Annotated in this window: 9 protein-coding genes; 4 read left to right on the plus strand and 5 right to left on the minus strand. The window is 68.9% G+C overall.

Annotated elements, in window-relative coordinates; translation table 11 throughout:
- Window positions 1-63 precede the first annotated feature (63 nt).
- From B4L26_RS02150 to B4L26_RS02165, 4 genes are all read right to left on the minus strand, one after another.
- Window positions 64-2,061 carry a glycosyltransferase family 39 protein gene (locus tag B4L26_RS02150; protein ID WP_290715288.1) on the minus strand — a complete coding sequence of 666 codons (1,998 nt, stop codon included), beginning with the start codon at window positions 2,059-2,061 and terminating at the stop codon, window positions 64-66.
- Window positions 2,058-3,365, minus strand: coding sequence for a glycosyltransferase (locus B4L26_RS02155; RefSeq protein WP_290715291.1), 1,308 nt, complete (start codon window positions 3,363-3,365; stop codon window positions 2,058-2,060). The genes B4L26_RS02150 and B4L26_RS02155 overlap by 4 nt, the downstream gene beginning before the upstream one ends.
- A gap of 75 nt (window positions 3,366-3,440) precedes the next feature.
- Window positions 3,441-5,177 (minus strand): ABC transporter ATP-binding protein, encoded by a 1,737-nt coding sequence (locus B4L26_RS02160; protein WP_290715293.1) that lies wholly within the window; start codon window positions 5,175-5,177, stop codon window positions 3,441-3,443.
- On the minus strand, window positions 5,174-7,756 hold the full coding sequence (locus B4L26_RS02165; RefSeq protein WP_290715295.1) for an ABC transporter ATP-binding protein/permease: 2,583 nt from the start codon (window positions 7,754-7,756) through the stop codon (window positions 5,174-5,176). The genes B4L26_RS02160 and B4L26_RS02165 overlap by 4 nt, the downstream gene beginning before the upstream one ends.
- A 124-nt stretch (window positions 7,757-7,880) precedes the next feature.
- Here B4L26_RS02165 and B4L26_RS02170 point away from each other — a divergent pair, with 124 nt between their 5' ends.
- The 3 genes from B4L26_RS02170 to B4L26_RS02175 are packed head-to-tail and all read left to right on the plus strand — an operon-like array spanning window position 7,881 to window position 10,989.
- The gene (locus B4L26_RS02170) at window positions 7,881-9,311 is read left to right on the plus strand and encodes a carboxylesterase/lipase family protein (protein ID WP_290715297.1); all 1,431 of its coding nucleotides are present in this window, start codon (window positions 7,881-7,883) and stop codon (window positions 9,309-9,311) included.
- Between the two features lie 38 nt (window positions 9,312-9,349).
- Window positions 9,350-9,910 carry a cation:proton antiporter gene (locus B4L26_RS19055; protein ID WP_324549348.1) on the plus strand — a complete coding sequence of 187 codons (561 nt, stop codon included), beginning with the start codon at window positions 9,350-9,352 and terminating at the stop codon, window positions 9,908-9,910.
- Window positions 9,907-10,989, plus strand: a complete 1,083-nt coding sequence (locus B4L26_RS02175) for a cation:proton antiporter (RefSeq protein WP_349680474.1) — start codon at window positions 9,907-9,909, stop codon at window positions 10,987-10,989. The genes B4L26_RS19055 and B4L26_RS02175 overlap by 4 nt, the downstream gene beginning before the upstream one ends.
- A 17-nt stretch (window positions 10,990-11,006) precedes the next feature.
- Here the strand turns inward: B4L26_RS02175 and B4L26_RS02180 are convergent, their stop codons facing one another.
- Window positions 11,007-11,306 carry a hypothetical protein gene (locus B4L26_RS02180; protein ID WP_290715299.1) on the minus strand — a complete coding sequence of 100 codons (300 nt, stop codon included), beginning with the start codon at window positions 11,304-11,306 and terminating at the stop codon, window positions 11,007-11,009.
- Between the two features lie 196 nt (window positions 11,307-11,502).
- Between B4L26_RS02180 and B4L26_RS02185 the strand changes: the two genes are divergently transcribed.
- A complete protein-coding gene (locus tag B4L26_RS02185; protein WP_290715301.1) occupies window positions 11,503-12,366 on the plus strand; it encodes a universal stress protein in 864 nt (287 codons plus the stop codon).
- The last annotated feature ends 11 nt before the right edge of the window (window positions 12,367-12,377 follow it).

Consider the following 12,377-nt stretch of genomic DNA (forward strand, 5'->3'; position numbering starts at 1 on the left):
CGGCGGTCGCGGGCGCGGCAGCCGAGGCGGTGCCCGCTCGGCGGCCTCGGCCTAATCCCTGTCTCACCGAGACGTTCTCGTCTGGTCCCGCAGGTCGTAGACGGTCGTGCCGTCGACGGTCTGTGCCGTGTAGGTGGCCTTCACCCACTCGGTGATCGCCGATGCGCTGCCGGTGCGGCCGGGCTGATGGCCCGATGCCCCGCCACGACCGTTCCAGGCACCACCCGGTCCTGCGGGCGTACCACCCGGCGCTCTACCGGGACCGTGCGACGATCCGCCTGGACCGCGGTCGTCGACGACGAAGTAGGCGATCTGACCGTCGCGGACATATTGCTTGAACTGTGCGAGCGTGGGCGCGTCGTCGCCACCGTTGAACCCGCCGATCGCCATGATCGGTCGGCGACTGCTCAACTGGAGCGCACCCGACGAGTGGGACCCGACTGTCGCCGCGGCCCATCGGGTATTGGTGGCAGTCAACTTGTCGATCAGTTGATCCGATACGGCTGTGGCGGCGCCGGGTCGGTGACCGTCACCGCCGCGGGCGCCGTCGTCGACGCGGCTGGGTCCCGACGTCGGCATCGAGCCGCTGCCGTGGGACTGGCTGATCGTCGCCACTGTGTACGCGCCCGTCCCGCCGAGCCCGACGATCAGCGCGAACGCGGCCACCGCAGCCATCCACCGGTCTCGACGACTACCCAGAACCAGCGCTACGACGGTTAACCCGGCGCCGACGAGCAACACCCACCGCAGCCACGGCAGCCAGTCAGGCGTTCGGGCCAGCAGTACGAAGCTCCACGCCCCGGTTGCCGCGATCATGACTGCCAACACCACCCGGGCCGCCGGTGCGCTCCGTCGTGCCCACAGCATGGTCGTGGCGATGCCGACCAGCGCCGCGATCGCGGGCGCCAGCGCGACGGTGTAATAGGGGTGCATGATCCCCTTCATCGTGCTGAAGACGATGCCGGTCACCAGCAGCCAGGAGCCCCACAGGATCAGTGCTGCCCGCGTGAGGTCGGTGCGCGCAGCCCTTCTCGTCAGCCAGAGGCACGCGATCAGAGAGAACAAGGCCGCGGGCAACAACCATGAGATCTCAGCGCCCATGGAGTCGCCGAACAGCCTCGTCGCACCGGGAGAGCCACCGAAACCGTTGTGGTGGAACCCGCCGCCGTCCCCGCCCGCCGCGAGCGCGCCGGAGCCACCGTGACCAGTCGTGGCACCGGGTCCGCCCGGCCCACCGCCACCGGTCGTCGGGTTGCCACTGCCGCCGAATATGCGGCCGACGCCGTTGTACCCGAGGGCCAGTTCCAGCAGGCTGTTGTCGGTCGAACCGCCGATGTAGGGGCGTGCTGCGGCCGGCCAAAGGGCGACCAGCGCGAGGAGCCAACCGCCGGACACGACCATCGCGGCGAGCCCGACGAGGCTGATCCGCAATCGGTGCCAGAACGATCCGGGCAGCGCGAGCAGCAGGACAGCCGCCATCCCCGGCACCACAAGTAGCGCTTGCATGAGCTTGGTGAGGAAGGCGAACCCGACCGCGACCCCGGCCAACACGGTCCAGCGCAGCGGGTTGGCCTCCACGGCGCGCACCACGCAGTACGCCGCGGCCACCATCAGCAGTACCAGCAGGGCGTCGGGGTTGTTGTACCGGAACATCAACGCCGCCACCGGCGTCAGAGCGAGGGAGGTCGCCGCGATCAGCCCGGCGCCGGTCCCGCTGCAGCGGCGCACCGCGGCGTAGAGAAGTGCCACGGTCGCGACGCCCATCAGTGCTTGCGGCACCAGCATGCTCCAGGTGTTGAAACCGAAGATCCGCCCGGACAGGCCCATGGCCCACAGCGACACCGGCGGCTTGTCGACGGTGATCGCGTTGCCCGCATCGAGGGAGCCGAAGAGCCAGGCCTTCCAGCTCTGCGTCCCCGCCTGCACGGCTGTCGCGTAGAACTCGTTAGCCCAGCCGAGCGAGCCCAGTCCCCAGAGATAGATCACGGCGGTCACCGCCAGGATCGCGCCGAGGGCGATGCGGTCCCACCGCAGGTGTGGTCGAGCGATAGCGGCGGTCATTGCGAATCTCCTTGGGTCGAGACAGAGGTGACGGGTTCGGCGCCGGCGGTGTGGCGCGATCGGAACACCCACCCGCGCAGCAGGACGAAGCGCACGACGGTGGCCGCCAGGTTGGCCAGGACCAGCACTGCCACTTCGACTGCACGGGGTGGGTCGGTGGCCAGGTGCAGCAGCGCCAGGGCGCCACTGGTCAGCGCCAACCCGATGCCGAATACGACGATGCCCTGCGCCTGGTGGCGGGCAACGCCGTCCCGGCCGCGCACCCCGAAGGTGAACCGGCGGTTGGCGGCCGTATTGGCGACGGCGGTGACCAGCAGTGCGGTGAAGTTCGCCACCTGCGGACCCCACGCGTCGCGCAATACGAGGAACAAGGCCAGGAAGGCGACGGTGCTGAGCACGCCGACCGTCGCGAAGTACACGACCTGGCGCAACAGCGACGGTGGCGGGGGCGGATCGGGTTGCGGCTGGAACTGGGCGGTCAGAGAGCGGATCGGGATGGCGCCGGTGGCGAATCCCCGGACCAGGCGGGCCACCCCCAACAGATCGGCGACCGCCGTTGCGACGATGTCGACGCTGCTGTCGGGGTCGTCGATCCAGTCGACCGGCACCTCGTGGATGCGCAGACCGCAGCGGTGGGCCAGGACTAGCAGTTCGGTGTCGAAGAACCAGCCCGTGTCGGCGACGTGCGGCAACAGCATCGCCGCGGCGTCGGCGCGGATCGCCTTGAACCCGCACTGGGCGTCGGAGAAGCGCGCGGACAGGGTGGAGCGCAGGATCAGGTTGTAGCAGCGGGAGATGATCTCGCGCTTCGGCCCCCGCACGACCCGGGCGCTGCGCGAGAGCCTCGTGCCGATCGCGATGTCGGAGTGCCCGGACACCAGCGGCGCGATCAACGGCAGTACGGCGGCCAGATCGGTCGACAGGTCGACGTCCATGTAGGCCAGCACCGGTGCGTCCGACGACGACCATGCGTGGTGCAGCGCCGCGCCCCGACCCTTGAATTCAAGCCGCTGATAGCGGACCTCGGGTATTTCGCGCGCCAGCGCCGCGGCGATCGCCGGGGTGCGGTCGGTGCTGGCGTTGTCGGCGACGGTGATCGCGAACGTGAACGGGATCTGGTCAAGCAGGTAGCCGTGCAACCGTCGGATCGAGTCCGACAACGCGGCCTGCTCGTTGAAGACCGGTACCACGACGTCCAGCACGGGAACGCCCGCGTCGGCCGCGGCAGCCACCACGTGGGGACGGGTCCGCGGTCGCGCGTAGTCCTGTGCTGCGGTGCGCTGTACCGGTTCGATGAGTGTCATGGACTCATCGTCGGCACCCGAGATTGGTCTCCGATTGGCCGCCGCTATGCGTCGGCTATGACCTATTCGACGGAACTACTCGACGGTGGTCAGCTTCCAGCCGGCGCTGGCGCTCTGGTGCTCCCAGAACTCTGCGAAGCGCCCGCCCTGCTCGAGTAGTTCAGCGGGCGCACCCGCCTCGACGATGTGGCCGGCATCGATCACGACGACCTGGTCGGCGTGGCGGATGCCCGCCTGCCGGTGGGCGATGATGACGCGTGTGCGCGGCCGGTCCTCGGCGGAGAGAGCGTCGACGACTGCCCGTTCGTTCTCGTTGTCCAACGCGCTGGTCGCCTCATCGATGAGGAGCACGGGGGCCGGTTTGAGCAGGGCGCGGGCGATGCTGACTCGCTGACGCTCACCGCCCGACAGCACGGAACCGCCTTCGCCGACCTGAGACGAGAACCCGTCGGGCAGGCGCTGAGTGATCTCGTCGACGCGGGCCAGCGCACTGGCCGATTCGAACTGCTCGGCGCTCGCCGTCGGGTCGCCGGCGCGAATGTTCTCCTCGATCGTTCCGCCGGCCAGATACGGCTGTTGGAATACGACGCTGGTCAAGGCGCGGCGCGCGGCCAGGTCCAGGGTCGCGGCGTCGACCCCGTCGAACAGGATTTGGCCGCTGTCGGGTTCGTAGAGTCCGGCGATCAAACCGAGGATGGTCGACTTGCCCGATCCCGACGCCCCGATGACCGCCGTCGCGGTGCCCGGCTCCAGGGTCAGGTTGAAGTCCTGTAGGACCGGAGGTTCGTCGCCGTACGCGAAGGTCACGTTCTTGAGCTCGATGCGCGGCGCGCCGGTCGGAGCCTCGTGCACCGGCCCGTCCGTGACGGTCGGGGCGGCGATCACCGTCGCGATGTGGCGCAGCGTCAACTGAGTGTGCTCGAGCCCGACGGAGAGGTCGCCGAGGATCGTGAACGGCTCCAGGTAGCGGACGGCGACGACGAGGAGCGCGACCGCCTCGGGGGCCTGCAACTGCCCGCAGTGCCACAACCAGGCGGCGGTCCCGGCTAGGGCGAACAGCGCCAACTGGCTGACCAGGGTGAACAGGATCTGTCCGGGGACCTGCATGAAGACCATCCGCATCGACGCGCCGTGCTGACGGTCGAGTGCCGCACCGACGTGGCTGCGCTCGGGTTCGACGCGCCGGGACACGCGCAGGGCGGCCTGGGTGCGGGCAAACTCGACGATGCGCTCGGTGAGTGCGGCATTGGAGTCGTCGAACTCGCGGTCGGTGCGCCGGATAATCGCTCCACTGGCCCACATCGCCCCGAGGACCAGGGGGACGCCGATCAGCGCGACGACGGCCAGTTGCCAGGCGACGCCGAACAGTGCGATCCCGATCGCCAGTGGCAGGAGTACGGCCGCCAGCATCGGCACCATCAGGTAGATGATCACGCCGATCAGGTCAGACCCGGTCGACGAGACCGCCTGTCGGGCAATGGTTTTGTTGTCCGGTGTGAACCAGGTCAGGCGAGTGCGGGACAGTTGCTCGGAGACCGAGTGCTGTCCGAAGTTGAGCATTCCGAAACCGAGCCGGTACCCGACCTGGTTGGTCGACCAGTCGGCGGCCCAGCCGACAAGAGTGGCGACGGTGATCGCGCCCAACCACCACAGCGCGCGATCGTCGTCGCGGTTCACGAGAGCGGTCACCAGAGGGATGAGGATCACCGCCGACGCTGCGCGGGCGATCACGGATAGCACGGCCAGAACGGTGAAGAGGGCGACGTCGCCGCGGCTTCCCGGCGGGAGGAGACGAAGGACGGTCGTGATCATCGGTGTGCTCCTGCCGTCTGGACGGGTTCGTCGGTGCCGGTGTGTGCGGAATCCCACAGCGCGCGGTACCGCCCGCCGGCGGCCAGCAGTTCGGCGTGTGTGCCGGTCTCGACGATCTGGCCGCCGTCGACGACGACGATGGCGTCGACGTCGGTGACGGTGTGCAGTCGGTGGGCGATGACCAGTACCGTTCGGCCGGCCGCGAGGCGGCTCAGCGACTGTTGCACGAGGTACTCCGACTCGGGGTCGGCGAATGCGGTCGCCTCGTCGAGCACCAGGATCGGGGCATCGGCGAGGATCGCCCGGGCGATGGTGAGTCGCTGCAGTTCGCCGCCCGAGAGCGCGGCATCGGGGCCCAGCGGTGTGTCGTAACCCCGGGGCATCTGCTCGATCCGCTCGGCGATGTTGGCCACGCGGGCGGCTTCGATGATCTGCTCCCGCGTCGCCCCCGGCACTGCGAGCGCGATGTTCTCCGCGACGGTCCCGTTGACCAATTGGGACTGCTGGAGCACGAAGCCCAGGTGCTGGTACAACTCGTCGGTCGGCATCGACCGCAGGTCGGCGCCACCGATACTGATCGAGCCGGAGTCGACGTCGTAGAAGCGGGCGAGTAGCGAGGCCAGCGTGGACTTGCCCGAACCCGACGGCCCGACCAGCGCGGTGACGGTGCCCGGCCGCAGGTGCAAGGAGACATCGCGCACCACCGGGTTGTCGAGGCGGTAGCCGAAGGTGACGTTGCGGAACTCGACGTCGGGCACCGGCCCCGGATGCTGCGGGTCCGGTGCGACGACCAGCTCCGGCTCTTCGAGCACGTCCTGGATGTCGCGCGCGGCGATGGTGCCGGTGCGGATGCCACCGATTCCGTAGCCGATGCCGAGCAGGCGCGCGCCGAAGGTCGTGCCGAGGAACAGGAAGGGCAGCAAGTCGATGGCGTTGATGCGGTCGGTGACCACGAACCACGTGCCCACCGCCACGATCAGCCACAGGAAGGTGGTGGGCCGGGTGACCAGGTCCATCAGCGTCTTCGCCTTGATGAACGGGCCCTGCCAGCCCTTGAGGAACTCGATGTAGTCCTCGAGGGTGCGGCGGAAGCGAGACGCCATGGTCCCGCCGAAGGTGCGGATGACCGGCTGCGCGTCGAGGTAGGTGGCCGCCTCGCCGTTCAGGTGATCGGCCCACGACTGTGCTTGTGGGATCTTCGACCCGGACTGGGCCATCATCCGCCACATCGTGACGATGTAGAACACCACCGGGATGAAGAGGAACAGGGCGATGCGCCAGTCGCAGATGAACAAGTAGACCAGGACGGCGACCGGTGCGACGACCGCCGCGACGGCGTCCATGACCGCGTGGGTAACCAGGTAGTGCAGCGACGCGGTGTTGTCGGCGATGAGAGTCTTGACGTTGCCCGAACTGCGCCCGGTGAACCACCCCAACGGAAGTCGCGCCAGTTTGGCGAGCAGCTCCCGGCGCAGGTTGCGGGAGAACCGCGCGTCGACGGTGTGCAGCCACACGGTGAGCGCGGATTGCAGGAGCAGGCCCGCGCCCAGCAGGATCAGCGCCCAGATCCCGACGGACCACAGTCGCTCGGTGGGCTCGTTGGTGAGAATCCGCCGGCCCAGCCCGACCAGCAGGACGTATGGGGCCAGCTGCAGCAGTGTGACCATGGCCTGCAGCAGGCCGGCGACGATCAGCGTGCCCTTCAGCGGCGCCAGCAGCCGTCCGGCGCCCGCGGCGCGCCACTTTCCCTGTACCGCGGGGTCGGCGGCGGAGGCCGTGACCTCGGGTTCGACTGTCTCGACGGCGGGTGCCGCGGTTGTCAGCTCGCCCTCAGCCTGCGGGTCGCGTTCCTTGCCCATCGCCTTGCCCTGCGCCCAGTAGCCGTGGGTGTAGGTCTCGGCTTTCGGGAAGCCGAACTCCTTGGTGCGTTTGCGGACCTCCTTGAGCGTGCCGGTCTCCGGCCCGGCCCACATGTACCAGTCGGACCAGTCGCGGTTCTCCAAGGCGGCGGCCAGGGTCGTCGTATCGCCGCGCTGCACCCAGTGCACGCGCAGGCGCGGGTGAGCGGTCATCGGGAGGGCGCGGTCGTGCGGGTCGTGCTGCTCGAAGTACAGCTCGATCGGGATGTCGTCGGGGATCGTCGCGATGACGGTGTTCATGGCCGGTAGTGACGCCGAGTCGCCGACCAGCAGATAGCCCGACGGCGGGTTCTCCGGCGGCACCTCGAACGGCATGGCGCTCATCCACATCACCGACAGTGTGTCGCCGGGACGGGCGTCGACGGCCCACTGCGATGCTGGGCCCGCCGGTTCGTGCAGCACGAAATCCATCGTGAAGTCGCCGGTCTCGGTGTCGGCCGAGGAGAAGGTGTAGGCGCGCTGGAACTCCTTGCCCTTCCCGTCGGGGAACCACCCGCGGACGAATGCGGTCGGGAAATCGTCCGCCTCGTCGAACAACGTGTCGGAGTGGAACGAGATCCGCTTGCAGTGCGGGGTGAGGTCGGCGATGCCGGTGACGGTGACGACATGGTCGCGCGCGCCGAATGCGCGCATCATCGCGCCGTTGAATCCACGGGACATGGGAAATCCTTCGCAACTGAGGTAAGCGCAACCTTAGTTGCCCGGCGGAACCTCCCGCCACACAGCCTGGTGGCGCCACAAGAAACCGCCCGGCCGACCATCGCGCGTCGGTAGGTTGGGTGCCATGGCCGACACCGCAGAATCCACTGCCCATCCGATCGTCACCGTCGCCTCCGGAGCGGTGCGCGGCACCGTCACCGACGGGGTGGCCGCATTCCTGGGGATACCGTTCGCGGCCCCGCCGACCGGCGCGGCAGCCTTCGCCGCGCCCGGCCCGGTCCAGGCGTGGGACGGTGTCCGCGACGCGACCGCCTACGGCCCGACGGCACCGCAGGTCGGCTACCCGGCCCCGATCGCCGCGCTGCTGGACAACGCCATCGAGTTCGGCGAGGACTACCTCAACGTCAACGTGTGGACGCCGGACCCGTCGGCATCGGGGCTGCCGGTGATGGTCTGGATCCACGGCGGTGCCTTCGGCCGAGGGTCCAACCGGTTGTCGATCTACAACGGCGACGCCTTCGCCCGCGACGGCGTCGTGCTCGTCGGAGTGAACTACCGACTCGGGGTGCCCGGATTCGCGTCGGTGGAAGGCGCACCGGAGAACCGTGGGTTTCTCGATCAGATCGCGGCGCTCGAGTGGGTGCGCGACAACATCGCCGCGTTCGGTGGTGACCCGTCGCAGGTCACCATCTTCGGCGAGTCGGCCGGCGCGATGAGTGTGGCGTCTCTGTTGTCGTCACCGCTCGCGCAGGGCCTGTTCGGACGCGCGATCATGCAGAGCGGAAACGGATCGGCCGCCGTCGCCGTCGAGGATGCCCGCAAGGTGACCGCCCGGGTCGCCGGACTGCTCGGCGTCACCCCCGACGTGGCCGGGCTCGGCTCGGTGGACGGGGCCGCGCTGCTCAAGGCGCAGACCGACATGGCGATGGAGATGATGCTCAACCCCGACCCGGAGATCTTCGGTGCGACCGTCGTCGCCACCGGCATGGGGATCATGTCGACGATCCCCGTCGTCGACGGTGATGTCTTGCCCAACCTTCCCGTCGCGTCCATCGCCGCCGGGGCTGGTGCGGGCGTCCCCCTGATCACCGGGTGGAACGCCGACGAGTTCCGCTTCTTCCTGGTCCCCACCGGCGTGGCCGGCAACGCGACGCCCGAGTTCGCGCGCGGGATGCTGCGCAGCAACCCGCAGGCGGTGCGGGTGTTCGACGACCACCTCGCGGAGGGCGCCACCGCCGGCGACGCGCTGTGCATGACGCTCACCGAGGTCGCCTTCCGCGCCGGTTCGCTGCAATTGGCGCAACTGCGGCCCGACGAGCAGACCTACCTCTACGAGTTCGGAGTCCCCAACGAGCCTGCGAACATCGGCGCCGGACACGCAGTGGAGATCCCCTACGTCTTCGACCACCTCGCCGACGCGGAGCGACTTACCGGTCCCGACGCGCCGCAGGCCGTGGCCGACGCCATGCACGGTGCCTGGGTGGCCTTCGCGAAGACCGGCGATCCGGGCTGGGCGCCGTACCTGTCGCAGGACACGGTTCAGCGCTTCGACTGAGCCCGTCCTCCAGACACCGGACGCGGCACAATACGCCCATGGATATCGTTTTCGTCCTCACACTCAGTGTCGTGGCCATCGCGGCGGCGAATTCGATCGGTCCTCGCTTGGCGATCGCGCCACCGCTGATCCTGGTGGTCGGGGGTCTGCTCGTGACCATGCTGCCGTGGGTGCCCAACGTGTCCCTGCACCCCGAGTGGATCCTCATCGGCGTGCTGCCGCCGCTCCTGTATTCAGCCGCAGTGTCGATGCCGACGATGGAGTTCCGGCGCAACCTCGCACCCATCGGGGCACTCTCGGTGGCGCTGGTGGTGTTCAGCGCGGTTGCGATCGGGTTTCTGGTGCACGCACTGTTGCCCGACGTGTCGTTGTGGACGGGGATCGCGATCGGCGCCATCGTCTCGCCGACCGACGCGGTGGCCACGCAGATGATCAAGAAGCTGGGGGCGCCGAGCCGGATCGTGGCGATCCTGGAGGGCGAAAGCCTCCTCAACGACGCGACCGCCCTGGTCCTGTTGCGCACCGCGATCGCGGCGGCGGCGGCGGGTGTATCGGTGGGTGGAGCGTTCGGCGACTTCGTGTGGTCGGTGCCGTCGTGATCGGTTTCGTGGTGGGCAAGGCGTTCCTGTTCGTGGCCTCGAAGCTGAGTAACTCGACGGTGTGCACGGCACTCTCGTTCACCGTGCCCTACGCCGCTTATCTGCCGGCCGAGCACATCGAGGCCTCCGGACTCGTCGCCTCGGTCGCGGCCGGCATCATCGTCGGCGCCGGGGCGGCCAATCACCTCAGCGCCGCTCAGCGCATGTCGGACGTGCAGAATTGGCGCACGCTCGAGTTGCTGCTCGAGGGCGGTGTGTTCCTCCTCGTCGGCTTGGAGATGTCGGCCCTCGTCTCCCACGTCCACCGCGACGGCGGCCGCCTGTCGGACGCGCTGGTGGTCGCGGTTTCGGTCCTTGTGGCGGTGGTGCTCCTGCGTGCGGTGTTCGTCGGGCCGATGGCGTTGTGGTTGGCCCGCCGTGCACGTCGTGTTGACCGTCTTGCACCGAAGTTGCGCGAATTCGGCGACCGGCTTCCCGCCGACGAGACGGGAAAGATGCGGCGGGTCAACCGCAAGATCGCCGACGTCGACTATTACGTCTCTTCCCCGTTGGGCTGGCGCGAATCGACCATCGTCGTCTGGGCCGGGATGCGCGGAGCAGTCACGGTGGCCGCCGCCCAGACGCTGCCCGTCGATACGACGTCGCGCTCGCTGCTGGTCCTGATCGCCTTCCTGGTGGCCGTCGGATCGTTGATCGTGCAAGGCCTTACGTTGGGACCGCTGGTGCGATGGCTGGGCGTCCAACCCGACGACGGGGAGGCCGACGCCGAGCGTGCCGATCTGCGAAGGAGGCTGCGCGCCGTCGTCGTGGACGACCTCAAGGCGCGCTACGCCACCGAGCCGGAGCGCTACCGGCGGGTCCGTGACGCCGTTTTGCGCTCGGAGGACTCCGAAGAGGGGAGCGTTCGCATGTTGGGACGCACCGAGTTCGTTGTGCTACGCCAGGCGATGATCGACGCCCAGCGCGGCGAACTGCTCGAGCTGCGCGATGAGGGGAGCTACGGCGCCCAAGTCCTCACCGAGGCACTCGCCCGGCTCGACGCCGAGCAGATCACTATCGACCTGTACCGGACGCAATAGGACTCACCGGTCGCGGTTCACTCGTCGGACAACCCCAACACGGTGGGCCCGACGCTCATGAACAGCAGCAGCGTTGTCATCAGCAGGAACCACAGCAGGCCCTGCCAGACCGGCCACTTGTCGTCGACTTTCCACGACCGATAGGTCCGCACGCCGGCGGCGATAGCGCCGGCCAGGGTGATCAACGGACACGCGGCCAGCAGAACCGTGCGCAGCGCCCCGTCAGCCGCGACCCCGGCGATCAGTGCGAGCAGCGCGAGCGCGACCGTGAGCGACCCGTGGATGAACGCGCGCCGGACGGTCGGATCGGTGGTCACGGGGAAACGCTCCTCAATCTGAGATGGGGTCGATCGGGGGCCGCGGTCGGCTGGGGATCCGCGTCGACGACGGGCAGTTCGTCCCGATTCACCCTACGTCAGGGCGGCTTTCATTGACGGGTGCACCGGCTGGGACCACGATGGAATTGCCGGGGCCGGATCCCAATTTCAGTGAAGCCATTCGAGGAGGAGCGCAATGCCCACAGTCGTCGTCGGAGTCGACAACACCGATACCTCACTGCACGCCGCCCGATGGGCCGCGTCGCTGGCGGCCCGGGAGGATTCAGAACTGCACATCGTCGGCGCCTACGACGCCAGCACGAGCAATTACGCCCCCGGGTTGGTCATCCCGCAGGAGGTCGTCGAGGCGATCGCCGGTGAGGCCAAGGATGCCGTCACCAACGCCGCCTCCGCGGCGCTGGAGGCCGAGCCAGACCTGCGGATCCGCACCAGCGTCGGCGAGGGCGACGCCGCACGCACGCTGTTGGAAGTGGGTAAGGACGCCACGGCGATCGTCATCGGCACCCGTCGCCTCGGTGGCGTGAAGGGACTGCTGCTCGGGTCGGTCGGCGTCACCCTGGCCGCCCACTACCACGGTCGCGTTGTCGTCATCGGCGGTGATCCGGGCAGCGGGCCGGTCGTCGTCGGCGTCGGTGACACCCCGATCAGCGACCCCGCGGTGCAGCAGGCGTACCGCCAGGCGGATTCGCTGGGCGTCCCGCTCGTCGCGGTGCACACCTGGGCCCAGCTCGACGCGGATGCGCTGTACGGCTTCGGCATCGAGCCGGAGGCCGTGGAGCGGATGAGCGCCGAGGCGACCGAGGCCGTCGCCGAGCGGATGGCCGGCTACAGCCAGGACTACCCGGACGTGGCAGTCGAGCGCGTCGTCGTCCCCGACGACCCGAGTAAGGCGATCCTCGACGTCGCCAAGGACCGCGGGGCGTCGCTGATCGTCGTCGGCAGCCGCGGTCGGGGTGGGTTCAAGGGCATGCTGCTCGGCTCCACGAGCCAGAAGGTGCTGCAGCACGCCGAGGCGCCGGTCATGATCGTGCGGGCCTGAGCGGCCGTCTC

The sequence above is a fragment of the Gordonia sp. UBA7599 genome, from assembly GCA_002477755.1.
Classification (GTDB): Bacteria; Actinomycetota; Actinomycetes; order Mycobacteriales; family Mycobacteriaceae; genus Gordonia.